At 39.4% G+C, this 26,399-nt stretch carries 34 protein-coding genes and 1 riboswitch; of the genes, 28 read left to right on the forward strand and 6 right to left on the reverse strand.

Annotation, left to right across the window (positions count from 1 at the left end; all coding sequences use genetic code 11):
• Positions 1–92: 92 nt before the first annotated feature.
• The 18 genes from KHA99_RS24805 (at position 93) to KHA99_RS24890 (ending at position 15,275) form a co-directional block, all read left to right on the forward strand.
• Positions 93–1,001: a phosphate ABC transporter substrate-binding protein gene (locus tag KHA99_RS24805; RefSeq protein ID WP_213120166.1), complete on the forward strand. Its 909-nt coding sequence runs from the start codon at positions 93–95 to the stop codon at positions 999–1,001.
• Positions 1,002–1,095: 94 nt separating this feature from the next.
• Complete coding sequence (pstC, locus tag KHA99_RS24810; RefSeq protein ID WP_213120167.1) at positions 1,096–2,019, forward strand: phosphate ABC transporter permease subunit PstC; 924 nt, start codon at positions 1,096–1,098, stop codon at positions 2,017–2,019.
• Positions 2,016–2,903 (forward strand): phosphate ABC transporter permease PstA, encoded by an 888-nt coding sequence (gene pstA, locus KHA99_RS24815; protein WP_213120168.1) that lies wholly within the window; start codon positions 2,016–2,018, stop codon positions 2,901–2,903. The genes pstC and pstA overlap by 4 nt, the downstream gene beginning before the upstream one ends.
• A 14-nt stretch (positions 2,904–2,917) precedes the next feature.
• Positions 2,918–3,739, forward strand: coding sequence for a phosphate ABC transporter ATP-binding protein PstB (gene pstB / locus KHA99_RS24820; protein WP_249366883.1), 822 nt, complete (start codon positions 2,918–2,920; stop codon positions 3,737–3,739).
• A gap of 12 nt (positions 3,740–3,751) precedes the next feature.
• Positions 3,752–4,525, forward strand: coding sequence for a phosphate ABC transporter ATP-binding protein PstB (gene pstB, locus KHA99_RS24825; RefSeq protein WP_213120169.1), 774 nt, complete (start codon positions 3,752–3,754; stop codon positions 4,523–4,525).
• A 13-nt stretch (positions 4,526–4,538) separates the two neighbouring features.
• Complete coding sequence (gene phoU / locus KHA99_RS24830; protein WP_213120170.1) at positions 4,539–5,198, forward strand: phosphate signaling complex protein PhoU; 660 nt, start codon at positions 4,539–4,541, stop codon at positions 5,196–5,198.
• A 363-nt stretch (positions 5,199–5,561) separates the two neighbouring features.
• The gene (locus tag KHA99_RS24835) at positions 5,562–6,248 is read left to right on the forward strand and encodes a DUF4912 domain-containing protein (RefSeq protein ID WP_213120171.1); all 687 of its coding nucleotides are present in this window, start codon (positions 5,562–5,564) and stop codon (positions 6,246–6,248) included.
• Positions 6,241–7,482 (forward strand): glycosyltransferase family 4 protein, encoded by a 1,242-nt coding sequence (locus tag KHA99_RS24840; RefSeq protein WP_249366884.1) that lies wholly within the window; start codon positions 6,241–6,243, stop codon positions 7,480–7,482. The genes KHA99_RS24835 and KHA99_RS24840 overlap by 8 nt, the downstream gene beginning before the upstream one ends.
• 16 nt (positions 7,483–7,498) lie before the next feature.
• On the forward strand, positions 7,499–8,137 hold the full coding sequence (locus KHA99_RS24845; RefSeq protein WP_213120172.1) for a hypothetical protein: 639 nt from the start codon (positions 7,499–7,501) through the stop codon (positions 8,135–8,137).
• Between the two features lie 54 nt (positions 8,138–8,191).
• The gene (gene rpmG, locus KHA99_RS24850; RefSeq protein WP_082692947.1) at positions 8,192–8,341 is read left to right on the forward strand and encodes a 50S ribosomal protein L33; all 150 of its coding nucleotides are present in this window, start codon (positions 8,192–8,194) and stop codon (positions 8,339–8,341) included.
• 57 nt (positions 8,342–8,398) lie between these two features.
• The gene (locus KHA99_RS24855; RefSeq protein ID WP_213120173.1) at positions 8,399–8,965 is read left to right on the forward strand and encodes a 5-formyltetrahydrofolate cyclo-ligase; all 567 of its coding nucleotides are present in this window, start codon (positions 8,399–8,401) and stop codon (positions 8,963–8,965) included.
• On the forward strand, positions 8,962–9,747 hold the full coding sequence (locus KHA99_RS24860; RefSeq protein ID WP_213120174.1) for a DUF92 domain-containing protein: 786 nt from the start codon (positions 8,962–8,964) through the stop codon (positions 9,745–9,747). The genes KHA99_RS24855 and KHA99_RS24860 overlap by 4 nt, the downstream gene beginning before the upstream one ends.
• 26 nt (positions 9,748–9,773) lie before the next feature.
• A complete protein-coding gene (locus tag KHA99_RS24865; protein ID WP_213120175.1) occupies positions 9,774–10,730 on the forward strand; it encodes an L-lactate dehydrogenase in 957 nt (318 codons plus the stop codon).
• A gap of 92 nt (positions 10,731–10,822) precedes the next feature.
• Entirely contained in the window at positions 10,823–11,017 is a 195-nt protein-coding gene (gene yqgO, locus KHA99_RS24870; RefSeq protein ID WP_213120176.1) for a protein YqgO, read from the forward strand.
• A 338-nt stretch (positions 11,018–11,355) separates the two neighbouring features.
• Complete coding sequence (locus KHA99_RS24875; RefSeq protein ID WP_249366885.1) at positions 11,356–12,738, forward strand: rhomboid family intramembrane serine protease; 1,383 nt, start codon at positions 11,356–11,358, stop codon at positions 12,736–12,738.
• A 67-nt stretch (positions 12,739–12,805) separates the two neighbouring features.
• Complete coding sequence (locus tag KHA99_RS24880; protein WP_213120177.1) at positions 12,806–13,015, forward strand: YqgQ family protein; 210 nt, start codon at positions 12,806–12,808, stop codon at positions 13,013–13,015.
• Positions 13,016–13,024: 9 nt separating this feature from the next.
• Positions 13,025–14,020: an ROK family glucokinase gene (locus tag KHA99_RS24885; RefSeq protein ID WP_213120178.1), complete on the forward strand. Its 996-nt coding sequence runs from the start codon at positions 13,025–13,027 to the stop codon at positions 14,018–14,020.
• 118 nt (positions 14,021–14,138) lie between these two features.
• Complete coding sequence (locus KHA99_RS24890) at positions 14,139–15,275, forward strand: YqgU-like beta propeller domain-containing protein (protein ID WP_213120179.1); 1,137 nt, start codon at positions 14,139–14,141, stop codon at positions 15,273–15,275.
• A gap of 33 nt (positions 15,276–15,308) precedes the next feature.
• Here KHA99_RS24890 and KHA99_RS24895 read toward each other — a convergent pair whose 3' ends face one another.
• Together KHA99_RS24895 and KHA99_RS24900 are read right to left on the reverse strand one after the other, a co-directional pair.
• A complete protein-coding gene (locus KHA99_RS24895; protein WP_213120180.1) occupies positions 15,309–15,485 on the reverse strand; it encodes a DUF2759 domain-containing protein in 177 nt (58 codons plus the stop codon).
• Positions 15,486–15,588: 103 nt separating this feature from the next.
• On the reverse strand, positions 15,589–16,065 hold the full coding sequence (locus KHA99_RS24900; RefSeq protein WP_213120181.1) for a hypothetical protein: 477 nt from the start codon (positions 16,063–16,065) through the stop codon (positions 15,589–15,591).
• A 94-nt stretch (positions 16,066–16,159) separates the two neighbouring features.
• On the opposite strand from KHA99_RS24900, the gene KHA99_RS24905 reads away from it, so the two are divergent.
• Together KHA99_RS24905 and KHA99_RS24910 are read left to right on the forward strand one after the other, a co-directional pair.
• Positions 16,160–16,795 (forward strand): MBL fold metallo-hydrolase, encoded by a 636-nt coding sequence (locus KHA99_RS24905; protein ID WP_213120182.1) that lies wholly within the window; start codon positions 16,160–16,162, stop codon positions 16,793–16,795.
• 187 nt (positions 16,796–16,982) lie between these two features.
• Positions 16,983–18,080: a class I SAM-dependent methyltransferase gene (locus KHA99_RS24910; RefSeq protein ID WP_213120183.1), complete on the forward strand. Its 1,098-nt coding sequence runs from the start codon at positions 16,983–16,985 to the stop codon at positions 18,078–18,080.
• 29 nt (positions 18,081–18,109) lie between these two features.
• Here KHA99_RS24910 and KHA99_RS24915 read toward each other — a convergent pair whose 3' ends face one another.
• Positions 18,110–18,352: a DUF2626 domain-containing protein gene (locus tag KHA99_RS24915; protein ID WP_213120184.1), complete on the reverse strand. Its 243-nt coding sequence runs from the start codon at positions 18,350–18,352 to the stop codon at positions 18,110–18,112.
• Between the two features lie 85 nt (positions 18,353–18,437).
• Positions 18,438–19,136 (reverse strand): helix-turn-helix transcriptional regulator, encoded by a 699-nt coding sequence (locus KHA99_RS24920; RefSeq protein ID WP_213120185.1) that lies wholly within the window; start codon positions 19,134–19,136, stop codon positions 18,438–18,440.
• Between the two features lie 257 nt (positions 19,137–19,393).
• On the opposite strand from KHA99_RS24920, the gene comGA reads away from it, so the two are divergent.
• From comGA to KHA99_RS24960, 8 genes are read left to right on the forward strand one after another with little or no spacing between them, the layout of a single operon-like run.
• Complete coding sequence (comGA, locus tag KHA99_RS24925; RefSeq protein WP_213120656.1) at positions 19,394–20,446, forward strand: competence type IV pilus ATPase ComGA; 1,053 nt, start codon at positions 19,394–19,396, stop codon at positions 20,444–20,446.
• A complete protein-coding gene (comGB, locus tag KHA99_RS24930) occupies positions 20,433–21,464 on the forward strand; it encodes a competence type IV pilus assembly protein ComGB (protein WP_213120186.1) in 1,032 nt (343 codons plus the stop codon). The genes comGA and comGB overlap by 14 nt, the downstream gene beginning before the upstream one ends.
• A 24-nt stretch (positions 21,465–21,488) precedes the next feature.
• Entirely contained in the window at positions 21,489–21,836 is a 348-nt protein-coding gene (gene comGC, locus KHA99_RS24935; protein ID WP_213120187.1) for a competence type IV pilus major pilin ComGC, read from the forward strand.
• Entirely contained in the window at positions 21,836–22,276 is a 441-nt protein-coding gene (gene comGD, locus KHA99_RS24940) for a competence type IV pilus minor pilin ComGD (protein WP_213120188.1), read from the forward strand. Before comGC ends, comGD begins: the two co-directional genes overlap by 1 nt.
• Positions 22,260–22,592 carry a competence type IV pilus minor pilin ComGE gene (comGE, locus tag KHA99_RS24945; RefSeq protein WP_213120189.1) on the forward strand — a complete coding sequence of 111 codons (333 nt, stop codon included), beginning with the start codon at positions 22,260–22,262 and terminating at the stop codon, positions 22,590–22,592. The genes comGD and comGE overlap by 17 nt, the downstream gene beginning before the upstream one ends.
• A complete protein-coding gene (gene comGF / locus KHA99_RS24950; RefSeq protein WP_249366886.1) occupies positions 22,540–23,016 on the forward strand; it encodes a competence type IV pilus minor pilin ComGF in 477 nt (158 codons plus the stop codon). Before comGE ends, comGF begins: the two co-directional genes overlap by 53 nt.
• A complete protein-coding gene (gene comGG / locus KHA99_RS24955; protein WP_213120190.1) occupies positions 23,013–23,393 on the forward strand; it encodes a competence type IV pilus minor pilin ComGG in 381 nt (126 codons plus the stop codon). The genes comGF and comGG overlap by 4 nt, the downstream gene beginning before the upstream one ends.
• 56 nt (positions 23,394–23,449) lie before the next feature.
• Positions 23,450–23,647 carry a YqzE family protein gene (locus KHA99_RS24960; RefSeq protein ID WP_213120191.1) on the forward strand — a complete coding sequence of 66 codons (198 nt, stop codon included), beginning with the start codon at positions 23,450–23,452 and terminating at the stop codon, positions 23,645–23,647.
• A 44-nt stretch (positions 23,648–23,691) separates the two neighbouring features.
• Here KHA99_RS24960 and KHA99_RS24965 read toward each other — a convergent pair whose 3' ends face one another.
• On the reverse strand, positions 23,692–24,483 hold the full coding sequence (locus tag KHA99_RS24965; protein ID WP_213120192.1) for a YqhG family protein: 792 nt from the start codon (positions 24,481–24,483) through the stop codon (positions 23,692–23,694).
• Positions 24,461–26,149 carry a DEAD/DEAH box helicase gene (locus KHA99_RS24970; RefSeq protein WP_213120193.1) on the reverse strand — a complete coding sequence of 563 codons (1,689 nt, stop codon included), beginning with the start codon at positions 26,147–26,149 and terminating at the stop codon, positions 24,461–24,463. Before KHA99_RS24970 ends, KHA99_RS24965 begins: the two co-directional genes overlap by 23 nt.
• 159 nt (positions 26,150–26,308) lie before the next feature.
• A riboswitch (glycine riboswitch) is annotated at positions 26,309–26,398 on the forward strand.
• The last annotated feature ends 1 nt before the right edge of the window (position 26,399 follow it).

A 26,399-nucleotide genomic window follows, 5' to 3' on the forward strand; every position in this document is an offset into this window, starting at 1 on the left:
TTACAAAACATTAAAACTCTATTTACAGTCATCCTTTATTCTTATGTTTGTAAGGCAGAACAAACAGCCAAACTCTTAGGGGGAATTAGTAAATGAAAAGTTTTAAAAAAATTAGCCTAATGATGTTAATTGCGGCTTTCATGATTATAGCAGCAGCATGTGGAAGTGATTCTTCTTCAGATAAAGATAGTGGTGGAGGGAAAGACTCTGGAGAACTATCAGGCTCAATTTCTGTTTCAGGATCATCAGCTATGCAACCGTTAATTGCTGCAGCTGCTGAAGAATTTATGGCTGAAAATCCAAAAGTTGATATACAAGTAAATGCCGGCGGCTCTGGGACAGGCTTATCACAGGTTGCTGAAGGATCAGTTCAAATCGGTAACTCAGACGTTTTTGCTGAAGAAAAAGAAGGAATTCCTGCTGACAAACTTGTTGACCACAAAGTGGCAGTGGTGGGGATGACAGCTGCTGTTAACCCTAAAGTAGGAATTGATGATATTAAAAAAGAAGATCTAATCAAAGTATTTACTGGAAAAATTACAAACTGGAAAGAGCTTGGCGGTAAAGATCAAAAGATTGTTCTTGTAAACCGTCCTGATTCATCCGGAACTCGTGCGGTTTTCAATCACTTTGCTCTTGATGGTGCGACACCTGCTGAAGGAATTACTGAGGATTCTTCTAACACGGTTAAAAAGATTATTAACGAAACTGAAGGTGCAATTGGATACCTTGCATTCTCTTACTTCACTGATGATTCTGTAACTCCGCTTTCGATTGATGGTGTGAAACCGACTGCAGAAAATGTACAATCCGGAAAATTCCCGGTCTGGGCATATCAGCACTCTTATACTAAAGGTGAAGCAGAAGGTTTAACAAAAGCGTTCTTAGATTATTTAATGTCAGATGATATCCAAAACACTCTTTTAAAGGAACAAGGATATCTACCTGTTACAAAAATGAAAGTAGAACGTGATGCTGAGGGAAATCAAAAAAATATCTAATAGAAACATTTAGAATGAACTGTTGAACAATAAAAGAGGGTAAATGCAGAGCGTTTACCCTATTATCACGTATTCAAGAGGAGTTTGGTTTACTATGGAAAAACTTCTTCCCGCAAAAGATAGATTGCTAAAATCAAAGAGAAGCAGACTCGATGGGGAATTTAGAGGGAAATTAATTGTCATTTTGTGTGCCGTTATCATGATATCGGCTACGATTGCGATTACGATCTTCCTTGGAACAAAAGGAATGCAATCATTTACGAAGAACGGGATTAGCATCATCGAGTTTTTAACAAGCACTAATTGGAATCCTACAGATAAAGCGAGCCCGATGTATGGAGTTCTTCCGTTTATTTTCGGATCCTTTGCTGTTACCTTTCTCGCCGCACTTATTGCCGCACCATTAGGAATTGGCGGAGCGATTTTTATGACAGAAATTGCTCCTTCATGGGGAAGAAAAATTCTTCAGCCAATCGTGGAATTATTAGTAGGTATTCCATCAGTTGTGTATGGATTTATTGGTTTAACTGTATTAGTTCCGTTTATTAGAGAAAATGTCGGCGGGCTTGGATTTAGTTTACTATCCGGGATGATTGTCCTTGCCGTCATGATCTTACCGACGATTACAACGATTGCAACGGATGCAATGAGTTCACTTCCGAACCATCTCCGGGAAGGATCTTATGCCTTAGGTGCAACAAGATGGCAGACGATTCGAAAAGTGTTGGTGCCGGCTGCAATGCCTTCTTTGCTTACAGCCATCATTCTTGGTATGGCGAGAGCATTTGGTGAAGCATTGGCAGTTCAGATGGTCATCGGAAACGTGAGAAATTTGCCATCAAGTATTTTGGATGCATCAGCAACATTAACGACCATTATTACATTAAATATGGGGCATACCACTTATGGCAGCGTGGAGAATAACACTCTTTGGTCAATGGGTCTTATTTTATTGATTATGTCGTTTGCCTTCATTCTCCTCATTCGTTATCTGTCATCAAGGAGGAAGTTACGATGAATAGTAAAGCAGCCGATCGAATTGCAACAGGGGTCTTCGTAGCCATTGCCATCACGATTGTAACGATTCTCGCAGGATTGTTTTTCTATATTTTCGTCAATGGATTTAAACATATTTCGCTTGAATTTTTAACATCTCCTTCAAGTAATGTCCGGGCTGGCGGAGGGATTCGCGACCAATTATTTAATTCATTTTATATTTTGTTTATCACGATGCTGATTACCGTTCCGATTGGAATTGGCGGCGGCGTCTATATGGCTGAGTATGCGAAACCGGGTAAAGTAACCGACTTAATCCGGACCTGTATTGAAGTGTTATCGTCATTGCCTTCCATTGTTATTGGTATGTTTGGATTATTGATTTTTGTCAACACAACCGGCTGGGGTTACACCATTTTAGGCGGTGCATTGGCACTGACAATCTTTAACCTTCCGACAATGGTACGTACGACCGAGGATGCCATCCGGGCAGTACCTCGTGATTTAAAAGAAGCCAGCCTCGCCTTGGGAGTTACCCATTGGCATACGATTAAAACGATTATTTTGCCAGCGGCATTCCCGTCCGTCTTAACTGGAGCCATTCTTGCTGCAGGAAGGGTTTTTGGTGAAGCTGCAGCATTATTATTTACAGCCGGTCTGTCAACGCCAAGACTGGATTATACAAACTGGAATCCTTTTTCAGAACAATCACCGTTGAATATTTTCCGCCCTGCTGAGACATTGGCGGTTCATATATGGTCTGTAAATACACAAGGATTAATTCCTGATGTCAATGAAGTTGCCAGCGGTTCTTCTGCGGTCCTCGTTCTTTCAGTCTTGATCTTTAATCTATTGGCGCGCTGGATCGGAAGTTTGATTCACAAACGGGCAACAGCAACTAAATAAAGAGGTGGAGTCGAATGTTGACAGCGATAAAGGAGAGAACGAATGTGGAATTACCTTTTCAAACAACAAGTGTATTCCAGCCTGAAACTATTTTAGCTGTGAAGAATTTAGAAATTTTTTATGGAGAAAAACGAGCGGTTAATGGGATTTCTTTGGATATTGAGAAGAATACTGTGACTGCCCTAATCGGTCCGTCAGGCTGCGGGAAATCAACGTTTCTAAGGAGTATCAACCGCATGAATGACTTGATCCCCGGGGCAAAAGCAATCGGAGAGATTATCTATGAAGATCTCAATATTTTATCTGAAGATATCAATGTAGTGGCCTTAAGAAAGGAAATTGGCATGGTGTTTCAAAAGCCTAACCCCTTTCCAAAATCCATTTATGAAAATATTACCCATGGCTTGAAATTTGCTGGGATTAAGAAAAAAAGCAAACTTGATGAAATTGTCGAAGAGAGTTTACGAAAAGCGGCTCTATGGGATGAGGTGAAGGATAGACTTCATAAATCAGCCCTCTCGCTTTCTGGCGGGCAGCAGCAGCGCCTTTGCATTGCCAGAACGATTGCTATGAAACCGACCGTCATCCTGCTTGATGAGCCATCTTCAGCACTTGACCCAATCTCGAATGCCAAGGTTGAAGACCTAATTGTTGATTTAAAGAAGGAATACTCAATTATTATTGTTACTCATAATATGCAACAGGCTTCCCGGATTTCGGATAAAACGGCTTTCTTCTTAAGTGGTGATTTAATTGAATACGACAGCACGGAAACAATCTTTACCAATCCATCAGTTAAAAAGACAGAAGAATACATTTCCGGCCGATTCGGATAAGGGGGAAAACTCATGTCCACACAGACATTAACAAGAGATATTTTCGATGTAAAAGATCTTAATTTATGGTACGGTGAGCACCATGCCTTAAAAGGCATCAACTTTCCTATCCAGAAAAAAGAAGTCACAGCCATGATTGGTCCTTCGGGCTGCGGAAAATCAACTTTTCTAAAAACGCTTAACTTGATGAATAAAATGATACCGAATGTAAGAATAACCGGAGAAGTGAACTTTGACGGTGAAAATATTTTAAATCCTAAAACGGACTTAGTAGAATTGCGTAAACATGTTGGCATGGTCTTTCAAAAGGGAAATCCGTTTCCACAGTCCATTTATGATAATGTAGCATATGGGCCGAGAATTCATGGAATTAAGAAAAGAACACATCTTGATGAAATTGTTACGAAGGCATTAATAGATGTGGCTTTATGGGACGAAGTTAAAGATCGTTTGCATGCCCCTGCACTTGGACTGTCAGGCGGACAGCAGCAGCGCCTGTGTATCGCCAGGGCTCTTGCAACTAAGCCTGATGTTTTACTAATGGACGAACCAACCTCGGCGCTAGACCCGATTTCAACCCTGAAAATCGAGGAGTTAATCCTTGAGTTAAAAGAAAAGTATACCATTGTCATCGTCACTCACAATATGCAGCAGGCTGCTCGTGTTTCAGACAAAACGGCCTTCTTTCTTATGGGGGAATTAATCGAGGTAGATTTGACACCAAACATTTTTTCAATGCCAAAAGATTCAAGAACGGAAGACTATATCACTGGACGATTTGGATAGTGGGGTGAAAAGGATGAATACAAGGTCTAATTTTGATAACAATTTAAAACATTTAAAAGAAATGCTGCTTAAAATGGCCGGGATATCGGAACAGGCAATTAAAGACGCCATGCTTGCTTTGCTAAATCAAGATCTTGAATTAGCAAACCGTGTCATTAACGGTGATAATGCCATTGATGACTTGGAACAGGAAATACATGAAAAAGCACTAATGTTGATTGCTACAGAATCACCGGTAGCCAGGGACTTAAGAAGAATTAATGTCGCATTGAAGGTCTCATCCGAGGTTGAGCGAATGGGGGATATGGCTGTCAATATTGCTAAGTCAGTCGTCCATATTGGTGAGGAAAAATATATTAAAGAAATTGTTGATATCCCGCAGATGATGGAAGCTGCCTTGGAGATGGTGACTGATTCCATAACCGCATTTTATACCGAGGATATCACGATTGCTCAAAAATGTGCAGAAAAGGACGATGCAGTCGACAATATGTTTGGGAACCTAGTTCATGAGCTGATGACATATATCCCGCAAAATCCAAACTCTATGAACCAAATTATCCAATTGTCCTTTATTTGCCGGTTCATTGAAAGAATTGCCGACCATTCAACGAATATTGCTGAAAATGTAATTTACCAAGAAACTGGAAAACGGCTGAATTTAAATAAATAATATGATGAAGGATGGGGCTTTAGGCCTCATCCTATTTTTTTGCTAATAAGAAAGTATAAAATTTTCCCGAATTTTATACTTTCTTAACGCATAAATTCAACTACGCCTCTGTCTTCGTCCTAACGGACTCGCCAATCGGCGAGTTTTCATTTATGTTGTCGATTTTTAATTGAAATTCGCATAATTTATAAGTTAATAAAAATTTCCCTGTGGCAAACACGCTTTGCATATGGCTTAGGCAAAATACGACAAATTGCGTTCATTGTCTGACTCTCATTCTGGTGTTACGATTAAATAAACGACTGATAGGAATAAATTGTTATTTTAATGCATATATTGTTTGTTTGCAGAATGGAGGAAACCATGATTAATGAAATTATCGAATTAAGAAGGAAGGGACTTTCCTTTCGTAAGATTGCCGTAGAACTTAACACTACCGTTGGGAAAGTCCAATACAGCTGGAATAAATGGATGGAAAGCGAGAACCAAGATAATAGTGAAAGTCTCCATGTTCAAAATAACCTGAACCAGGAAAAATCTTCGGTTACATCTACTCCACAAACCTTTGTTCCTCTAAAGGGTGAACTTACAGCCAAGCTTGTTACACCCCAAAAAATGTTTCTCTATTGGGATTTTTCAGAAACACCCAAAAAAATCGTTCGTTTATATTTCAATCAACCTTTTGAGGAGTTAGTTACTGTATTAAGGGTTTACGATGTGAAAGATATCATTTTTAATGGAAAAAATGCTCACCATTATTATGAAATCAATGTTCCTTATCAGAACGGGTATTGGTTTGTTAAAGGATTAACAGGAAATAGAAGCTTTATAGCGGAGCTAGGTGTGCTGTTGCCGGGAACAGGATTTTTCCCTCTATACAGGTCCAATTGTATTCAAACACCAGCGGCTGAGATACCAAGCGGGAATGAATTTTATCAAGATTTACTGCAATTTAAACGGTATGAGGATAGCCCTCCGAAGTGGCGAAGCCATGTCAGTACGTATAGTTATTATGAAGAATCAACCAATTTGGAGAATAAAAATGCCTAACATGCTTGTCCCTGAGGCTGATTTGAAGCAAAGTCGATTATCCGGAAGAAATATAAAATTACTGATGCTTTGCTGGGAGTACCCGCCGAATGTAGTTGGGGGCTTGGCGAGACATGTATACGGATTATCAGTTCATATGGCGAAAATGGGATACGAGGTTCATGTCATCACTGCCGGAGACAGTAAGTTTCCTGACCATGAAATCGTGAACCAAGTAAACATACACCGTGTTTTCCCAATCAATGAACTGGACGAAAACTTTCTGTCATGGATTGGCGGACTTAATTTAGCGATGGCTTTTCGGGCGGAAAAATTGGCAGAAGAAATCTCTTTTGACTTGATACATGCCCATGATTGGCTTGTAGGTGCCGCCGCCATTACTTTGAAGGAGTTACTGGACATTCCGCTTTTAACGACCATTCATGCAACGGAGCATGGCCGGAATAATGGGATTTTTACGGAAACCCAAAGATTTATCCATGAAAAAGAAGAGCAATTAATGAGCGAATCAAATCAGCTAATTGTTTGCAGCAGCTACATGAAGGAGCACCTTGCTGGCGTATTTCAGGCTGATGATAAAAAAGTAATCATCATACCAAACGGGGTTGAAGAGCCGAGTTCAAATATGGGTGCCGGAGAGGTAAATTCTTGCCTGCAAGAAAAAAAATATATTTTTTCAATTGGCAGAATCGTAAAGGAAAAAGGATTTGAAACGATTATTGAAGCAGGGGCAATTGCCAAGGAAAAGGGTTTGGATTACTTTTTTGTTGTTGCCGGAAAGGGGCCAATGCTCGAAACTTACCGCCTGCAAGTTCAGGAAAGGCAATTGGCCGGCCAGATTGCATTTGTCGGCTATATTACAGATGAACAGAGAAATACGTTAATTGACAAGTGTTCAATGGCTGTTATTCCTAGTTTGTACGAGCCCTTTGGAATTGTTGCCTTGGAAACAATGGTGTTTGGAAAACCAACTATTCTTTCCAATACGGGTGGCATGAAAGGAATTATCAAGCATTTGCAAACGGGCCTGTTGATGAATCCGGGGGATGCTGAAAGCATGCTTGAACAGATCGGCTATCTTACGGAAAATCCAGCCATTGCCGAGGAAATCGGCTCTAATGGCAAAGAAATTGTAAAAAGCTTATATGGCTGGAGCCGAATTGCTTCGGAGACTGGCAAAGTGATGGGAGATATGGCTCTACAGAAAAAAGTAAATGAAACTATGAAAAAATAATTAGGTGAAAGGTGCAGTGATGAAGGAATTAATCGAGTCCCAAAAAAGTAAACAAAACACGAACCGCCATGGTTTAATGGAGCAGCTGCAAATAGTTCTCGGCATCTGGGTAAATGGAAAATGCTACTTTCTGCATAATAGTGCCGAAAAAGTCATCTATGAAGAAGGCTTAATTCTAAGGATTAAACCGGAGCCGATCCATTCTAAAATTCGCTTCTTCAGCGTTTATATTAGTAATCATAGCAATATCAAGAAGGACATTAAAGTCATTGTCATGCATCATTTTTCTAATGTCAACACAGACAGCCTCACGTTTATTTCACCAGCAGAAGGCAAAATTTTTCACGTCCATGACCATAAGGTATTTCTCGTCAATGGGAATTTTAATGGAGCGGGATTAAGTGAGTATACAACCATTCCGCTTTGGAGTGCGTATACCGACCAAATTTGGAGTTCATTGGAGAATGGAGCCTTAAGATACCAGCCAATGGCAAAAGGGCCTGCAGCAAGCATTTATACCGTTAAAATGTCCCTTGGTTCTCGGGAAACCCAGAAAATGAATGCCTGGACGATTTCCGGCTCGAGTAAAAAGGAATTAATATTAATAGAACAAGCACTTTTAAAAAACCCACTAGCATTTCCAAACGAAAAATGATATTATAGAAAAGTCGTATGAACGAACAGCTTAATCGTTTGGAGGGAAATAGACATGCGTGTAAATATTACGTTAGCTTGCACTGAGTGTGGAGACCGTAACTATATTTCAAACAAAAATAAACGCAACAACCCAGATCGTCTTGAGCTTAAGAAATATTGCCCAAGAGAAAAGCGTACAACCGTACACCGCGAAACAAAATAAGCAGCAGGGCTTCCTGTTGCTTTTTTTGTTGCCTAAAAACAAGGGGGCGCTCTAAAAATGCACGATAAAAATTCCATTCGTCAACAGATGAAAGAATCGCTGTCAAAGCTCACAAAACCTATTTATGAGGATTACTCTTATAAAATTGCTTGCAGGCTTTTTGAATTGGAAGATTGGGAGCAAGCGCAAGTGATTGGCATTACCATCTCCAGGACACCAGAAGTCGATACATATCAAATTATTAGAAAAGCATGGGAATCAGGCAAGCAAGTTGTTGTTCCAAAATGTTATCCGAAGGAAAAAAGGTTATCTTTTCGAAGCTTAACTGAGTTTTCTCAGTTAGAATCCGTTTTCTATGGATTGCTTGAGCCAAATGTAGAACAAACTACTGAAGTCAGTCCAGATAAAATTGACCTTCTCATCGTACCCGGGCTTGCCTACACTCGTTCGGGATTCCGCTTAGGCTTTGGCGGCGGATACTACGACCGATTTTTAACAGGGTACTCCGGGAACACCTTATCCCTTGCCTTCGAAGAGCAATTGATTCCAGAATTTCCTGTTGAACAATATGATATCCCAGTAGCAAAAATTGTTACAACAAATGAGGTTATCAAAACTGTATGATTGTTCCAATCCTTATCATTGTTGTCCTCCTTGCAGGAGGCTTAGCTGGTTACCGGGAAAAATCGCTGACAGCCTCAGGCGCTATTGCAGCCATTTTCGTCGGTCTTGCCATTTATGCTGGATTCGGGATCAAGGGGCTTATTATTTTAGGGGTGTTTTTTGTTTCCTCAAGTTTCTGGTCAAAATATAAAAGTTTTGCCAAAAGGGAATTGGAAGAGAAATTAGCAAAAGGCTCTACAAGGGATTGGCGCCAGGTAATCGCCAATGGCGGCATGGCTGCATTATTTAGTATCTGCCATTATTTTTATCCAGGAGAAGGCTGGGTAATTGGCTTTATTGTTTCATTGGCTAGTTCCAATTCTGATACCTGGGCTTCGGAGATTGGCAGTTTAAGCAGGAAAGAGCCGATTTTTATTCGGACATTTAAGCGAGTAGAAAAGGGCACTTCTGGGGCAGTCAGTTTGCTTGGCAGTACGGCAGCACTACTGGGGTCACTGATTATTGCATTGGTTAGTTTTTGGTTATTTCAGTTAAGTCTCGTTAATGTAATGTTGGTATTTTTATTTGGCTATATTGGGAATGTCATTGATACATTATTTGGGGCATTTTATCAACAGGCTTATGTCTGCAAGCAATGCGGAATAGAAACAGAAAAAAGAAACCATTGCGGTCTGTCGACTTCCCGCATTAAGGGCATTTCTTTGGTGGATAATGATATGGTTAATTTTCTATCCGGTTTGATGGCAGCGGCCATAGCAATATTTGTCGCTCAAATGCTTTAAAAATATTTATTAATGGGGGATTTAGTTTGTTGAATCGTGTGAACAGGGTAGTCGTAATCGGAGCAGGATTTGTGGGTTCAAGCTACGCCTTTGCCCTCTTAAATCAAGGTATTACTGAAGAACTCGTTTTAATTGATTTAAATAAAGAAAAAGCCCAAGGAGATGCGATGGATTTAAATCACGGTCTCCCCTTTGCGCCGTCACATACAAAAATCTGGTACGGGGACTATTCCGAATGTGGTGAAGCGGACATCGTAGTTATTACAGCCGGTTCTAACCAAAAGCCAGGTGAAACCCGCCTTGATCTGGTTGAAAAAAACACGAAAATTTTTAAGGGAATTGTTGAAGAAATAATGGCCAGCGGATTTAATGGGATTTTCCTCGTTGCTACTAATCCGGTAGACATCCTTACTTATGCAGTTTGGAAATTTTCCGGATTTCCAAAAGAACGTGTAATTGGTTCAGGGACTATTCTAGATACGGCCCGGTTCCGTTTCTTACTTGGTGATTATTTCAATATTGATACACGTAATGTTCATGCTTATATTATCGGTGAACACGGGGATACTGAACTTCCCGTATGGAGTAATGCTGATATTGCCGGTACAGCTATCTCTAAATGGGCAGAAAGCAAGGACGGGTTCCGACAGGAAGAACTTGATCAGATTTTTTTGAATGTACGTGATGCCGCCTATCATATCATTGAGAAAAAAGGTGCCACTTATTACGGAATTGCTATGGGACTTGTGAGATTAACAAAGGCAATCTTACAGAATGAAAATTCTGTTCTGACGGTTTCTGCTTATCTCGATGGAGAGTATGGACAAAAGGATCTGTATATTGGCGTTCCCGCCGTCGTGAACAGGGATGGTGTAAGAGATATTGTAGAGCTTGAATTAAGTGAAGAGGAACAACAGAAATTTATTCATTCTGTCGATGTTTTAAAGAAGACAATGAATTCCGCATTTCCTGCCGGTAAATAAATTTTCTTATTCCGAGTAAATTTCTATTTTTTTCTGGAACGTTTGGATAATCTTTCAGTCGGAATCACAAAATAATGGCAGGAGGGATAAAAATGTCTCGAATGCTGACTTCTATTTTAATGATTGGTTCGCTTGGTTATTTTGCTTATAGGTTTAGATACCGTATTATCAACACACTCCTTTCTTCCGGTTGGTTGAGGAGAATTGCGGTTAGCTCAATGATGAGTCTGCCTGGAATAAAACGAAGAATGATGCAATCAGTATTTGGAGGACCATCTGAATGGTGAAAACCGCAGATGGTTTTTTATTTTTGACAGAAAATCAACATCTCAGGTTTTAGAGCCTATTCAAACGGTAAAGCCATTAGTTTCGGTTATAATGAAAGAAACAAGGCAAAAATGAATACAAATATTTATAAAATAATTGATATGAAAGAAAGCAGGGGAGAGCCATTAATCGAGAGGAATATATTTTTTGGAGGCTTGTCTTTTCTTTTATTTCTGAACAAGACTATCGGATTATTCAATTATTTGAGAACCAAAAGGAAATATGGCTGGAAAAATTGGAAAACAAAAAAGCCCCAATCATTAGAGTCCATCTTGAAAATCTTGATTGGAGCAATGTTATGCAAAGAGATATCGAGTTTGCAGCAGCTAATGGAGAAAGAATCCGCCAGCAGTTAGGGCGCCCTCAACTGGATATCGTTAATATTTATATCAGTGAATTTCCACCTGTAGATGAGTATGAATTTCGGCTGAGGCATCCCTACCTTTTTGCTGAAGGAAGTAAAACATCAGTCAGTTCTTTCCTATTAACGAAGGGAGAATGGGAAACAGGCTTGAAGGTTCTTGCAGATCGGCTGCAAAAAGACATCCATTTTGATATCCAAAACGATTATTCGGAAAATGAAGTAGAAGAGCTTAAAAGATTAACTTTGGGGGCGGCTGTAAATAAAGTAAAAAGGGAAAAGGCAGTCCTTACTTATAGCAAGCCTTTCTTTACTTATGTGTTTATCGTGATTCAGCTGGCCGTTTTTGTATGGCTGGAATTAAATGGGGGAAGTACAAATACTTCTACCTTAATCAAATATGGGGCCAAAGTTAATCAGCTAATTTATGAAGGAGAATACTGGAGGTTCATAACACCAGTTTTTCTTCATATCGGTTTTTTGCATTTGGCGATGAATACCTTGGCATTGTATTTTTTGGGCACGGCTGTCGAACAAATCTTCGGCAGAATCCGTTTTTTCCTTATTTATTTATTTGCTGGTGTAGCTGGCGTCATCGCGAGTCTTTTGTTTAGTACGCATTTATCTGCTGGAGCAAGCGGAGCCATCTTTGGGTGTTTTGGAGCTTTGCTTTATTTTGGCGTGATGAACCCCAAATTATTTTTTCGAACGATGGGGCTAAATGTAATTGTCGTTCTCGCTATTAATCTTGTATTTGGATTTTCAGCATCTGGCATCGATAATGCCGGCCATTTAGGCGGTTTGGCCGGAGGATTTCTGGCTGCCGGTGTAGTCAATCTCCCAAAAAAATCAAAGCTTCTGCTTCAGCTTATCTTTTTAATCATGAGTGCAGGTATTGTTTGGGGCTCCTTAAACTATGGATTTAGTGCTTCAGGGCAAAAACAGGATGAAGATTCGCAAATCCTGCTGGCTCAGGAGTATATCAAACAAAACAATTACGATAAGGCATACAGTGTTTTAAAAAATTTTGAGGATCGTTCAAAGTCCGAAACAGAGAAAACCTACTTTCTTTTATCCTACGTTGAAATAAAAAAGCAAATGCTTACGGACGCCAAAATCCATTTGCAGAAAGCTATTCGGCTTGATCCTAAATTTCATCAAGCTTACTTTAATTTGGCGTTAATAAATCTCGAGGAAAATGATCTAAATGACGCAAAAATCAATGCCGAAAAAGCAGTCAAGTTAAACCCGAACCAAAAAGAATATACAAATTTGGTTGATGAAATTAATCAACAGATAAAAACATCGGGCAGTGAATAGATTTGCCTTGAGGTCAATTTTGGCATAGGTTATACTTTTTGTTGACTAGGAATGAAGGAGACCCACAATGAAAACGGTTTATGAAATTCAACAATTTCTAAAAAGGTTTGGAACCATCATTTATATTGGCGATAGGGTTGCAGACCTTGAGCTGATGGAGGCTGAACTGAAAGAACTGTATCAGTCACAGCTTATGGAGCCGAAAGAATATCAAACGGCCCTGTTAATCTTAAGACATGAAATCCAATTTTTAAAAGAACAAGGACAAAAGAAATAGGTGAGAATATTGTCAAAAAAATGGATAGTGGGAGTTGACCTAGGGGGGACAACAACGAAAATAGCTTTTATCACGATGGATGGGGACATTATTCACAAATGGGAAATTCCAACCGATAATTCGGATGAGGGCCAGTATATTACGAGTAATATTGCCAAATCGATAGAAGAAAAATTGCTTGGGCTAAATCATCCGAAAGATATGCTGGCAGGGGTTGGAATGGGCGCTCCTGGCCCTGTCGACTATGATACAGGTGTGATCTTAAATACAGTTAACCTGGGCTGGAAGGATAATTTTCCGCTAAAGGATAGTCTGGAGAAAGCAACATCACTTCCTGCTGCTGTTGAAAATGACGCAAACTGCGCTGCCTTGGGAGAAATGTGGAAGGGTGCCGGCAGCGGTGCGAAGAATCTGGTTTGTGTCACACTGGGGACTGGAGTAGGCGGCGGTGTGATTTCAAACGGAAACATTGTTCAGGGAGTAAACGGGGCCGCCGGGGAAATTGGCCATATCACTGCCATTCCATTCGGAGGAGCACCTTGTAATTGCGGAAAAACGGGCTGCCTTGAGACTGTTGCTTCAGCAACGGGAATTGTGCGGCTAGCGCTTGAAGAAATTCAGAAGGATGGAGCTAAGGGCCCTTTAGCGGATGTTTATGTGAAAAATGGGAAGATAACAGCAAAGGATGTTTTTGATACAGCAAGAACGGATGATAAACTGGCGCTTTCTATCCTTCAGGAGGTTTGTATCCATTTAGGGCTTGCTTTAGCCAATATTGCTAATCTGCTTAATCCGGAGAAAATAGTTTTGGGCGGTGGAGTATCCAAAGCAGGAGAGATTCTGTTAGAGCCTGTAATGGAGAATTTTAGGCGGTTTGCTTTTACACCTGTGAGAAACTCCACCAAACTGGCAATCGCGAATTTAGGAAATGACGCTGGAGTGCTTGGAGCAGCCTGGCTAATTAGAAATAAATTAGAAAATGAGAAGGATACTTTGAATATTTAAAAAAGCCGAATTTTCTGCGGCTTTTTTCCTATTTTTGTAATGAAATTAATATAATTGAAACAAAATAGGCTGCTTTTTCGTACTAAGTATAGAGAGGAAATTGGCGGGGAGGGAAAAAATGATTCAAATAAAGGAAAGCGCTCCAAGAGGTATAGCAATAACTGTGTTTTTAATCGTTTTAACCCTCCTGCTCGGTGCGTGTGCTGACCATAAGCAGATAAAGTCTAAAGGCTCTGCCGGCACAGAAAAGCCGAAGGCGCCGAATACAGAGAAAAGTGATCAGCAGGTAATCCCCATTTCCATTCCGGATGGTGAATTTTATAAAAGTTTTGGCTGGCTGACAGAGGAGGAAATAGTTTATATCACCAATGTCGGACAATCTTCTAATGTATATCGTTATCATCTCTTGACGGGGAAAAGCGAGTTAATCTACAAAAGTGAATTTCCGATTGTCACCGTCCAAATTAGTCCTTCCAAAAGCTTTATTTTAATTCATTCTTCGCCATCTTCCTACGAGGGTTTAGTAACAATAATCGATACGAAGGGAAATGAAAAACTTAAGCAGTCGTTTCCATCCTACGAGTTATCCTTTGAATGGAATCCATATGATGACTCAAAAGTGCTTGTATCAGCTTTCAGTGAAGATTGGGATTTTAACGTTTTCCTATTGGATTTCAAATTTGGTGAGAAAAAGGAATTGTCACTCCCGCAACCATTTAATAAATGGATGAGTGCAAATGAACTTGCTTTTATAAATTGGGATCAAGAACATCCTTCTTTATTTGCCCCGCTGATTAAGAAGGGGTTAAATAATGGGGTGGAAAAAACGTTATTTCCGACTGTTTTACAATTTTCAACATTTAAAGATCTTCTTCTCAAAATTGAGATAAATGACCACAGCCAATTAGCGCGTTATTCTTTCTTGGATAAAGATTTGCAGGAAATCTATTCTTTTTCAAACCCACTGCTGACGAAATATTCTGATTGGCTCGTCCCTTATTTTGATTATAACGAGAAGGAGAAGGAATTTATTACTTTAAACGCAGTAAAAGATGGAGAAGCTGATGTGTACACGGAAGGTTTTAATCTTGTTGCTTATGATTTGAAGAAAGACAGCAGCCAAATAATTTTAACCGGCCTTAAAAATGCTCCAATAATGATTTCACCATCAGGAAAAACGATTTTATATGGAGAGCGGTTTGATAAAATCATTGATTTGGATACCAAGAAAATTTTCGACTTGGTCAAGGAATAATCATAAAAAAAGACTGCCAAGGGCAGTCTTTTTTTAGTGGGTACCAGTTGGGTACCCTGAGTTGATAAGAGTCATAACGGTAAACCATCCAAATACTACGAAGGAAGCGATCCCCCAGAATGCACCCAATAGATTTTTTCTTTTAAGTGCACGAAACCCTCCAATTGCTGCCAGAATGGTTACTAACGCGAAAATGATGACCAATCCCATGAATAATCCCCCTTTTCAAAAAATAAGGTCGTTACAGCTGCATGATTAGAAAATTATGTAACAATATTATATACATTCGCCTCTTATTTTATATTTTTTTCTTTCATTTGTCGATAGTAAATGAAAGAACAGTTTTATATGCCTTAGCAATATTCTGAATCAGTTCTTTATTATGTGTCTCTAAAAAAAATAAAGCTGTCTCATTATGGATGGTTTCAAACACCAAATGCTCTTCTACCTGATATTTGGCCATCTGAATATCATTTGGGTTTCCTGCGGTAAATGAGAAATAAAGCAAATCTGCTTTAAACAAACAATAGCAATCGTCTAATAACTGAATGCCAAAATCCTCGAAATACGGTCCTAATATTCCGTTATTAGTGAGAATGACTTGATGCAGTTCCTCAAACAATTCTGCAGCCGTTAAAATTTCTTTTGCATAGTCCGCATCATCGGCATTGAGATAAATAAACATGTTATCTTTTTGGAAGGTTATGTTTGTTTCATTTAATAATAACTCTTTAATCTCAGGTAGAAATTCTATTTCTCCCTTAGCTTCAACCGCAATGGCCGGTTTCATTCTCATTCCCCCTTGTATTTCATTCATTTCTTTCTCCAAGACATGAATATAGTGTAAAATAATTCTAGTGCAAATCCAAATTGGAGGTAAAGTAATGAAGTGGCAGCAAATTCCCTTAGGGAGCATTCAAACAAATTGTTACATTGTTGAAAACAAAGATAAAACATGCTTAATTGTCGACCCTGGCGGTGATGGAAAAAAGCTGTTGAATCTTTTAAACACCAGAGGATTAAAACCACTGGCCGTGCTATTGACACATGCGCATTTTGACCATATTGGGGCAGTTGAGGACGTCCGAAACACTTATCAAATTCCGGTTTATATACATAAACAAGAAGAAAAGTGGTTAGGGGATCCAGCTCTAAATGGATCACAGTTTTTCCCGTTAATTGAACCTATTAAAGCCAATGCAGCTGATCATCTAATCAAGGATGAAGGGGAAATGAACATCGGTGAATTTACATTCAACGTTTGTCATACTCCTGGGCACTCACCAGGAAGTGTGTCTTATTATTTTGCAAAGGAAGGGTTTGTGATTTCTGGTGATGCCTTATTTCAAGGCAGTATAGGACGTACGGACCTTCAAGGGGGTAATCATGCCCAGCTTTTAAAAAGTATCCATGATAAGTTGTTAACATTACCAGAAGAAACATATGTATTGTCAGGTCACGGACCAGTTACCACCATCGCAGACGAAATGGACAGCAACACTTTTTTAAATGGATTTTAATATGAAAACAGAGCGAGTCTGGAGCAAGACCTCGGGAATAAATAGAAAGACCCTATTCCATTTAGGAAAGGGTCTTTCGGGGGATGTTTCTATTCATATAATGGGAGGGGATATTGTTAAGCTACTAACTTTACAATATACCAAAGTTAGCACTGTGTCAATAGTGTTAACTTAAAAGGAGAAAAATATGATTTCGTACATAAAGAGCTTTATTCAACACTCACCCAACCAATTGATTACCTATGCAGATTATATAAGTGCTGCTCTTTACCATCCGGAATATGGATACTACATGCGAGATCAGCAGAAAATCGGACGGCAGGGTGATTTTATTACAACCAGCAATATTTCAGATATATATGGCAGGTTGGCGGCAAAATGGTTTTCTTATATTTGCGAAAAAACGGGACTTCCTAATGCCTTTTGCGAAATTGGCGCAGGAAACGGACGCTTTGCCCATGCATTTTTGCAGGAGTGGCAGGAATCCATAAAAAGACCTTTACACTATGTCATTGTCGAAACAAGCCCCTACCATCGGAGACTGCAACAAAATTTATTAAATCAATATCCTTCAGTTATTCAAGTAGAGGATATAACGGCTATAAAGGACTTCGAAGGAATGATTTTTTCAAATGAGCTATTCGATGCCCTCCCGGTTCATGTCATTGAAAAAATAAATGGTGAATTGCTTGAGGTTATGGTAGGCATTCAAAACGAAGGATTTGTTGAACAAAGGGTTCCATTGACCAATCCAGCTATTTTGCAGTTTTTGCAGGAAAGCGGGCTGGAATTAAAAGAGAGGCAGCGGATTGAAGTGCCTTTAGCGATGAAGGTGATGTTAGGTTCCATTGCGACAGCCATCAAAAAAGGGCTGATTGTAACGGCTGATTATGGTTATACCAATGAGGAATGGATGCATCCAGCAAAGTCGACCGGAAGCCTAAGAGGATTTTTTCAGCATCAAATGTATGATAATATCTTAGCAAATCCTGGAGCGATGGATATCACCACGCATATCCATTTCGACTACCTGATTGAAAAAGGGAGACAGTTAGCGTTAGAATTTGTCACCATGCTGCGTCAGGATGAGTTTCTGTTGAAGGCAGGAATCCTTCAGGAGCTTGAGAACCATTATGACCCTAATCCATTTTCTGAGGTCAGCAAAAGAAATCGGGCGATTCGCAGTTTAATTATGCCGGGCGGGATGAGTTCTTATTTTCATATTGTTATTCAGGAAAAAGGAATGGAAACGCAGGATATAAATTTATTTAAAAATCAAAAATAAAAACGCCGTAAACGGCGTTTTTATTTTTCTTAGTGTCCCCCACCAAGCGGCATCATGAACGTAGTCCAATATGTAAAGCCAGCAAAGAAAATAGTTAGATATGCTCCGAACACATACATATACATACGTTCAGACAATTTAAGATAACTAAGTAGAACGAAGAATCCTGTTTGGGCTAGGAAAAGCAATGCTGTTTTGTTTAAATCGCCAAGATATAACATCACAGTAAAAATGCCCGTCCAGAAACCACATACTCTGAACATGCGGTCCATATGTATCCCCTCCTTTTACCCTTTCGATACCATCATTACAATATTATAAGTAAAAGAAGGAATAATGTAAATAATGGTTTCAGAATTAGTTTGTTACAAATGCTTGATAAGAGCAAGTTTCACAGCCAGCAATCATATTTTCCTTTTCAATCAGGTCGACGGAATCAAACAGCGCTTCAAACATTCCCTTTAAAAATTCATGATGCATATTGCAGACAGTTTCGGTATGTTCTTCCGCTATTTCTTTGAATGGGCAATTGAAAATCGAGAAATAAATTTTCGTTTCATCCCCATTTGCTTCAAATTCCGGATAGAAGCCTGCTAGCGTGGCTGCATTTTTTAATATGCTTAGCTTTTCATCAAAATTTAATTCATCGCCAAGAGCTTTTTTTGCTTTTTCCTGCTCAATCACTTCAACCCCAAAACGCCTCCCTGTTAAATAAAGTGCATCCCTTCCAGTATCGCCAAGGGAAATCATCGTTTGAATGGCCACTTTTGATAAAAGCATATAATCTCGGAATGGGAAGTGGAGCTGGATCACATCATCTGACAAACGATATAATCTGCTTGGCCGTCCGCCTTTACCTGTTTTCTTTGTTTCCGAAACCAGCATGTTAACGTCTTCGAGCTTAGAAAGATGCAATCTTGCTACATTCGGGTGGATGTTGAAATTATCCGCGATCTCCTGAACGGTTACTTCCTTGTGGCGTTTCGTAATGTATTGATAAATGTAGTATCTAGTTGGATCTGACAACACGTTAGTAATTTTTAACGTTTGTTCCATCTCGTTTCACCTCGGACCCCCATGATTTATTCCATTATAATACAGCGATTATAAAGTGGGAATGAGGTTAACAAGGTAAACACTATATGTTTAGAAAATGTTCACAATTATTGACGATAAATTGTAACAAAATTAGAAATATACTCCTTTTCTTTACAAAAAAACTTTTTTAAAATAAAGAAGGAAGGGTAAAAAGATTGTCGAAATATCAGAAAAGAAATTTAAAGGCGGTGATTCCCATTGTTAGTTCAATTGAAATGTTAGCTGATAGAATTATTCGTGACGCTGCAAGAAACCAGGCAACTGACATTCACATAATTCCCAGGCAAAATGACACACTCGTTCAAATCCGGTTAACCAACAAACTCATTCCTCTATTATCCCTTCCAAAAGATGAATGCGACAAATTGATCTCCCATTTTAAATTTAAAGCAAATATGGATATCGGCGAAAGAAGACGTCCGCAAAGCGGTGCAATTTTTTGTGAGGTTAACGGACAATTAATGGGGCTGAGGCTATCTACCCTACCATCGAATACACGCGAAAGCCTTGTCATCAGGCTATTACCCCAGCAGGAGCAAATCCCTTTTCATCAACTTTCCTTATTCCCTGCAATGACCAGAAAACTTCTAGCTTTATTAAAACATGCACACGGTTTAATAATTTTTACTGGGCCGACTGGCTCAGGGAAAACGACTACATTATATTCTCTTTTAAATGAAACCGCCCACCTATTCCATCGCAATGTTATTACACTTGAAGACCCGATTGAAAAAAATTACGATTCCGTTCTGCAGGTACAAGTGAATGAAAAAGCTGGTGTCACTTATGCGGCCGGCCTCAAAGCAATCTTAAGGCACGACCCGGACATCATAATGGTCGGGGAAATAAGGGACGCAGAAACAGCTAGGATTGCTGTACGCGCAGCTTTAACAGGGCATTTAGTGCTTTCAACGATGCACACTAGAGATGCGAAGGGAGCGGTGTTCCGCCTGCACGAATTTGGGGTGAATTGGCTGGAGGTTGAACAGACCTTAATTGCGGTGACTGCCCAAAGACTTGTTGAATTAACCTGTCCATTTTGCGAGGGTGAATGCACTCCATTTTGTTATTCGTATGGAAGGTGGAAGAGGGCGAGTGTGTTTGAGCTTTTGGCCGGGAAAAATTTGAATAACGCCATGAAAGCTGCAAAGGGAGAGAAGGTTGAAACCCATTATCGGGCAATCCGGGATGTCATTAAAAAAGGGATTGCCTTAGGATTTATTCAGGAATCTGAATACGACAGGCTGGTTTATGATGAAGAATCATAAATGGTCTGTAACTGAGCAAGCCAACTTCTTAAAACAAATTGGCGAGCTGTTGGCACGGGGATATCCAATTGCCGAAGCAATTGATTCCATAGCATTGTACTTGCCTCAGAAAAGAAAGGAGGAGTTATATCAATCATTAACAGTTTTAAAAAACGGGCTGCCGTTTCATGAGGTCCTTGAAAGGCTTGGCTTTCACAAGGATTTAACCGGTTTTGTTTACTTTGCTGAGCAACACGGGAGTTTTGCAGAAGCGCTGCTTGAGGGCAGCCGTCTCGCATTGTTAAAGGAGAAGGATCTGCATAAGCTTTTAAAATTGCTTCAATATCCTGTATTGCTGCTTTTTATTACCGGGATTCTCTTCGTTTTCCTAGAGAATACATTGTTGCCAAGGTTTACAGAACTTTTCTCATCTCTTGGTTTGGAGGAAAATTTTTTTACTAAGGTCATCTATGCTTTTGATAAAATTTTCCCCATGGTCATTGGTGCTTTGCTTACATTCTTATTGGCAACAGCAATTTATTATTATTTTATCTTCCGAAACTATCCCATTTTAAAGCAGCGAATGATGCTCGTGCGTCTGCCCTTTATCGGCAGAATCCTCAAATTGCTGTTTACTCATTATTTCTCCATTCAATTAAGCTTCCTTTTATCTGGCGGAATTTCAGTTTCAGAGAGCTTGGGTCTCTTTGAGGAAAATAAAAGACAGCCTTTTTACAGTGAACTTGGTAAAGAAATTAAGGCCAAGCTTGTAACGGGCGAAAAATTGGAAACCATATTGGCTTCGATGACTTTTTTTGACAAGGGTTTTCCGATGATTATTAAACACGGCCAGGAAAATGGCAAATTGGAACAGGAATTGCTCTTTTTTAGCAAGCATTGTGTGATGAACCTGGAAGTACTAATTGAAAAAAGCCTAAGGACGATTCAGCCCATTCTTTATCTGTTTATCGGTTTATTAGTTGTTTCCATGTATTTAGCGATCCTTTTACCCATGTTTCATATGCTTGATGGAATTTAATTTTAAAAATGGAGGTTTAGGAAAATGAAAAATATTAAAAGAAATAAACAGGCTGGTTTTACACTGATAGAAATGATGATTGTTATGCTCGTGATTTCTGTAATTTTAATTATTACAATTCCAAACGTCGCTAGACATAACGCAAATATAAAGACTAAGGGCTGTGAAGGCTTTCAGAAAATGGTCGAGGCTCAGGTACAGGCCTATGAAATGGAAAAAAATGAACCAGCGACAATTGAAAAACTAAAAAGTGCGGGATATTTAAAAGATGCCAAAGGATGCCCGGGGAAAGAAGTTGTGATTGAGGCTGATGGCACTGTTACATTGAAGGAAACCGAAACAAAAACGGCCGCAGACACCTCTACAAATTAATGAAATACAATCAACAGGGATTCACCTTAGCCGAGTCTCTAGTGGTCCTGTCCATCTTCATGATTTTGTCCTCGGTAACCGTTTTTTCGGTAAAGCCACAGCATACGCTGGTCGAGGATGAAGCCTTATTAACCCAATTAAAAGCGGATTTATTTTATGCCCAGTCCTATGCGATGTCCCATCAGCAGGAAGTGTCGGTCGTCATTTTACCTAACGAATCAAAATACTCGCTTGTTTTGCGCTCTGACCAGCCGCATCTGCTCGACAGAAGCTACTCCTCAAGTTTTCATATCATCGAAGGTTCGATGCCCTTATATTTCAAATTTCAGCCTGATGGAAATGTAAATAAATTTGGTTCTTTCTTCATAGAAACTGAGAAGAAGACTTATCGAATGACCATTTTAATTGGAAAAGGCCGGTTTTATGTTACAGAGCAATAAAGGGTTCTTTTTATTAGAATTGCTGCTGTCCTTATCAGCAATGTTTTTGATTTGTTTGGTTTTCATTCCGTTGGTCACGGATTTAAGAAAGCAATCCGTAAATTTGGAGATTGAGAAAAAGATGAGGCAGATCATGTATGAGGAACTGGAGGCAAAATTAATTGATAATCGGACATTTGCCAATTATACATTGGTACAAAATGAGATTGGTTATCAAATTATTTGGAAGGACTCCTTCGGGCAAAAGGAGGTTTGCGTTAAAGTTGAAAAAACGTCCTTACATTTGGAAAATGAAATCTGTGGCAGTCTCGAATGAAAAAGGTTTTACGCTCATTGAGGTAATGTTTTCGTTGGTGATTCTTTCAATTATTGTTTTTTATATGACACCTCTCTTTCAACTTATTCTTGACAATAAGGAGAATCAATCCAGCCTTCAGGCAATGGAATGGGAGGTTTTCTGCAGCCAAATAAAAAAAGAAATCCGCTGGTCGACCAAGGCTGAGGTAGTTTCCAATCGGCTGATCTTAACAAAAGACGGAGAAACCATTTATTATGAAATTTACGGCAACAATTTAAGAAGACGGGTTAACTCGACGGGGCATGAAATCATCCTGCAGAATGTTTCTTGGCATTCGTTTGCTTTGGTGAATAATGCGGTAAAGGTAACGGTAAAGGATTTGAAAGGAATAGAGTATTCTGTTACCGCCTATTCTTTAATTGATTGGAATAAGAGCACATGAAAAATAGCCAAAAAGGCTTCACTTATCCCCTTACATTATGTTTGTTGATCATTTTTCTGCTGTTTTTTTCAATCGAGGTGGAGAAGCTCCTGTCGGAGAGAAAGCTAGCGCACGAATCAGCCGTTATTTTGCAGGAAGAGTATTATTTCTTGTCATCCGTAAAGAAATTCGAAAATCAGGCCCAGGTGTCAGGAACAATCCCATCTAAAGGAACGTTTGGATTTCAGAAGGGGAATATGGATTTTCTCGCCGATCCCCCGTCAGGATATGTCCAAAGAGTTTCCTTTACACTCCGGCTTCATTCAGGTGAATTGGTAAACGGGAAAGGATATTTTGACACGAGGTCAAAAAAGCTAATTAAATGGATTACTTATTGATTCGAAAGGATAAACCTTGGACATACTTGTAATGTAAGTTAAAGGCAGGTGTGTACATGAAAACGAATGATTATGTAAAATATATGACGCAAACAATTGTCAAATATGCGGACCAGCCAAAGGACGAACGAAAACGTCAGCGCCTCGAGCGAAAACAGACCAAAGCATCCTTCTGGTATCGCTGGTTTGGCATCCTTCCCTATATTGTGTATTCAGAGGTTAAGAGACGGAAAATGAAAGACAGTGGACTTTAAAAAGAAAACCCCCAAGTATAATTTCACGACTTGGGGTTTTCTTTTTAAATTGCTTTTTCTGTTAAGTAAAACAGCCCGCCATTGATAAAGGAAATATGAATTCGCGGCTCATATTGATCCTTGAGTGCCTGTTTTTCTGTCTCATAGCTTTCGTTTTCATCTTCGATGTCCTCATAAAAATGATTCAGCAGTTCTAAATCCTTCTCCCAGCGTATCTTTGCTTCATCGGCCCAGGTATGGTCATCATTTTCAATGACTGATTTTAAATAATTTTCAATTCGAATCATTCCGCTTTTTGGTTTAACCAGTGGTGATAATGTAAACGAGTAATCAGGGATTTTCGGCGTTAACGAAATTTTAAGCAGGTAATTATGAAAATCCTCCACCATTTTCCCGTTAATAAGCTGAAGGCCGATTGACTTAAAAATATCGCGTTTACGGTCACATTGATAGGAGATTTTAACATTCATGCATAGCCATGGCAGCAAGGGAGTCTGGACGGCGGAGTTGCCGTGATTTTCATAAAGCCTTATATATCTGGCTAAATTTTTTGTAGACTCAAAAACTTGATGCAGGCGGGGCGAACCAAAATGGATGGTTTCCCCTCTGAGATTTTCAGGTGCTGCTTTTTGGTTGGTGATGAGGGTCAATCTCATTGGATTCGGTATTCCGCCAGTTTTCTCTAAATAATGCCAGTAAAAGGGCCGATTCATTAGTTCCTTATCCATTTCAATTGTTAGTTGGACATCTAAGTATCCAGGGTGATTGGTGACAATGGGACATTCATTTGCCATAAAATAATTTAAAAGAAACTTATGAATTTCCTGCTGCTGCATGTGATTCTCCTTTTTTCATATTTTGTGCAAATTCAATCATTGATGATAAATTCTCCATTTTAATCCGCATTTCCCCTTCAGAGCAGGAGTCGCCAAAAATATCCATTATATGATCTTCAATATTTCCGAATTCTAGTTTTGTTAGAATATCATCAAGTTCTCCGATGACTTTTTCAAATAAATCAATCTTTTCGTATAAAAGTTTTAAAATATGCTCTTCCACCGTATTTTTGATGGCAAAATTATAAATCATGACATCCTTTTCCTGACCGAGGCGGTGAATCCTTCCGATGCGTTGCTCCAGTCTCATCGGGTTCCACGGCAGATCAAAATTGATAATGTGGTTGCAAAATTGCAGGTTAATCCCTTCCCCGCCCGCTTCAGTAGCAATCAACACCTGGGCATGCTTTTGGAACAACTCGCGCATCCAGTCCTTTTTCCCGCGTTTAAAACCGCCTCGGAAAGGAACGGAGGAAATTCCGTGCTGCTTTAAGTACCACTGTAAATATAATTGGGTAGCCCGGTATTCCGTGAAAATAATCACTTTATCATTTATTTTCTGAATTAATTCAAGGGCTTTTACTGCCTTGGAATTTTGCTCGACAGTCTCCACTTTTTTAATTAAAAAGTTGATTTGTTCTTGATAGGCCTGCGTGGGGTTTTCCTTTTTAAGAAGCATGTTTTTTAAGGTATAGAAAACGGCCTCGCGGCTTGAGCATGCTTCACGCTGCAAAGTCATCACAGAAAAACTGCTCGTTTGAACCCAGTCTCCCTCATTTTTAAGCTCTAAGATGGAGTCATACAGGTCGCGTTCCGATTTTGTAAATTCAATCGGTATCGTCTCCACATGCCGTTTCGTCCATTCGATTCCTGTATCGGCACGACGGTTGCGGATCATGACTTTATTGACTAGCTCTTTTAGATGCTGGTCATCATTTAAGGAACGGGAATCTCGTTTATATTTTTCGTAAAAGACAGTTTCATTCCCTAAGTGACCAGGCTTTAATAGGGATACGAGGTTAAAAATCTCCTCAATCCTATTTTGAATAGGTGTTGCCGTCAGCAATAAACAAAACTTCTTTTTTAAGTTTTGAACAAATTCGTAGTTTTTTGTTTTATTATTTTTTAATTTATGGGCTTCATCGATAATGATGAGGTCATAGTCTTGCTTGTAAATAATCTCCCGATGCGGATTTCGTTTCGCCGTATCGATGGAGGAAACAACGACATCACATTGTTCCCAAACATAGCTTTTTCTTTGAGTGACAGCCGGTATATAAAATTTGCTATTTAATTCCTGTGCCCACTGGGTGACTAAGGAGGCGGGAACAAGAATTAACACTTTTTTCACTAATCCGCGAATCATGTATTCTTTTAAAATTAACCCAGCTTCGATAGTCTTTCCGAGACCCACTTCATCCGCAAGGATGGCCTTTCCGTTCATGTTTTCAACCACCTGCTTGGCCGTTTCAAGCTGATGGGGGAGAGGCGTCAAATTTGGCAGATGCTTTGGAGCCTGCAGACCTTCGAATTCCGGGACCACCAAATGATTTTCAATATCGATGGCCAATTTAAAAAGCTCCCAATTTCCCCAGGGTCCATCATGATCAATTTTATGTAAAAAATCATCCTGCCAGGAGGAATCAAATTCAATTTCGACATTCATCCTTTTCAGCTCCTTTTTAAGATAAATTATTATTGCCCGATATGTTGTTTTAATGGTAGGATGATAATAGCTTTGAAAGTTTTAAATATTTAAATAAGGTAATCTATTTTTTAAGTATAATTAGTATGACCAAATTGGAAAATAATATTATAAGTGCGAATGAAAACAAGGGGAGAGACTACTTTTTGTAGCGCCGAAGGAGCAAGCAGCTTATGTGAATCTCTCAGGCAAAAGAACTCTTGTTGGACGC

This window comes from Neobacillus rhizophilus (genome assembly GCF_018343535.1).
Lineage (GTDB): Bacteria > Bacillota > Bacilli > Bacillales > Cytobacillaceae > Neobacillus > Neobacillus rhizophilus.

What these genes read in the sequence shown, in the direction of transcription:
- pstC (WP_213120167.1), top strand. Translation starts at nt 1,096, where the DNA reads ATGGAAAAACTTCTTCCCGCAAAAGATAGATTGCTAAAATCAAAGAGA.
- KHA99_RS24965 (WP_213120192.1), bottom strand. Translation starts at nt 24,483, where the DNA reads ATGCAGCAGCAGGAAATTCATAAGTTTCTTTTAAATTATTTTATGGCA.
- KHA99_RS24880 (WP_213120177.1), top strand. Translation starts at nt 12,806, where the DNA reads ATGAAAACGGTTTATGAAATTCAACAATTTCTAAAAAGGTTTGGAACC.
- KHA99_RS24875 (WP_249366885.1), top strand. Translation starts at nt 11,356, where the DNA reads ATGCAAAGAGATATCGAGTTTGCAGCAGCTAATGGAGAAAGAATCCGC.
- KHA99_RS24900 (WP_213120181.1), bottom strand. Translation starts at nt 16,065, where the DNA reads ATGAAACCGGCCATTGCGGTTGAAGCTAAGGGAGAAATAGAATTTCTA.
- comGG (WP_213120190.1), top strand. Translation starts at nt 23,013, where the DNA reads ATGAAAAATAGCCAAAAAGGCTTCACTTATCCCCTTACATTATGTTTG.
- KHA99_RS24860 (WP_213120174.1), top strand. Translation starts at nt 8,962, where the DNA reads ATGATTGTTCCAATCCTTATCATTGTTGTCCTCCTTGCAGGAGGCTTA.
- pstB (WP_213120169.1), top strand. Translation starts at nt 3,752, where the DNA reads ATGTCCACACAGACATTAACAAGAGATATTTTCGATGTAAAAGATCTT.
- comGC (WP_213120187.1), top strand. Translation starts at nt 21,489, where the DNA reads ATGAAAAATATTAAAAGAAATAAACAGGCTGGTTTTACACTGATAGAA.
- comGA (WP_213120656.1), top strand. Translation starts at nt 19,394, where the DNA reads ATGTTAGCTGATAGAATTATTCGTGACGCTGCAAGAAACCAGGCAACT.
- KHA99_RS24840 (WP_249366884.1), top strand. Translation starts at nt 6,241, where the DNA reads ATGCCTAACATGCTTGTCCCTGAGGCTGATTTGAAGCAAAGTCGATTA.
- KHA99_RS24835 (WP_213120171.1), top strand. Translation starts at nt 5,562, where the DNA reads ATGATTAATGAAATTATCGAATTAAGAAGGAAGGGACTTTCCTTTCGT.
- KHA99_RS24920 (WP_213120185.1), bottom strand. Translation starts at nt 19,136, where the DNA reads ATGGAACAAACGTTAAAAATTACTAACGTGTTGTCAGATCCAACTAGA.
- comGB (WP_213120186.1), top strand. Translation starts at nt 20,433, where the DNA reads ATGAAGAATCATAAATGGTCTGTAACTGAGCAAGCCAACTTCTTAAAA.
- pstA (WP_213120168.1), top strand. Translation starts at nt 2,016, where the DNA reads ATGAATAGTAAAGCAGCCGATCGAATTGCAACAGGGGTCTTCGTAGCC.
- phoU (WP_213120170.1), top strand. Translation starts at nt 4,539, where the DNA reads ATGAATACAAGGTCTAATTTTGATAACAATTTAAAACATTTAAAAGAA.
- rpmG (WP_082692947.1), top strand. Translation starts at nt 8,192, where the DNA reads ATGCGTGTAAATATTACGTTAGCTTGCACTGAGTGTGGAGACCGTAAC.
- KHA99_RS24855 (WP_213120173.1), top strand. Translation starts at nt 8,399, where the DNA reads ATGCACGATAAAAATTCCATTCGTCAACAGATGAAAGAATCGCTGTCA.
- comGE (WP_213120189.1), top strand. Translation starts at nt 22,260, where the DNA reads ATGTTACAGAGCAATAAAGGGTTCTTTTTATTAGAATTGCTGCTGTCC.
- KHA99_RS24910 (WP_213120183.1), top strand. Translation starts at nt 16,983, where the DNA reads ATGATTTCGTACATAAAGAGCTTTATTCAACACTCACCCAACCAATTG.
- KHA99_RS24970 (WP_213120193.1), bottom strand. Translation starts at nt 26,149, where the DNA reads ATGAATGTCGAAATTGAATTTGATTCCTCCTGGCAGGATGATTTTTTA.
- KHA99_RS24895 (WP_213120180.1), bottom strand. Translation starts at nt 15,485, where the DNA reads ATGGGATTGGTCATCATTTTCGCGTTAGTAACCATTCTGGCAGCAATT.
- comGD (WP_213120188.1), top strand. Translation starts at nt 21,836, where the DNA reads ATGAAATACAATCAACAGGGATTCACCTTAGCCGAGTCTCTAGTGGTC.
- pstB (WP_249366883.1), top strand. Translation starts at nt 2,918, where the DNA reads ATGTTGACAGCGATAAAGGAGAGAACGAATGTGGAATTACCTTTTCAA.
- KHA99_RS24805 (WP_213120166.1), top strand. Translation starts at nt 93, where the DNA reads ATGAAAAGTTTTAAAAAAATTAGCCTAATGATGTTAATTGCGGCTTTC.
- KHA99_RS24890 (WP_213120179.1), top strand. Translation starts at nt 14,139, where the DNA reads ATGATTCAAATAAAGGAAAGCGCTCCAAGAGGTATAGCAATAACTGTG.
- KHA99_RS24960 (WP_213120191.1), top strand. Translation starts at nt 23,450, where the DNA reads ATGAAAACGAATGATTATGTAAAATATATGACGCAAACAATTGTCAAA.
- yqgO (WP_213120176.1), top strand. Translation starts at nt 10,823, where the DNA reads ATGTCTCGAATGCTGACTTCTATTTTAATGATTGGTTCGCTTGGTTAT.
- KHA99_RS24905 (WP_213120182.1), top strand. Translation starts at nt 16,160, where the DNA reads ATGAAGTGGCAGCAAATTCCCTTAGGGAGCATTCAAACAAATTGTTAC.
- KHA99_RS24915 (WP_213120184.1), bottom strand. Translation starts at nt 18,352, where the DNA reads ATGGACCGCATGTTCAGAGTATGTGGTTTCTGGACGGGCATTTTTACT.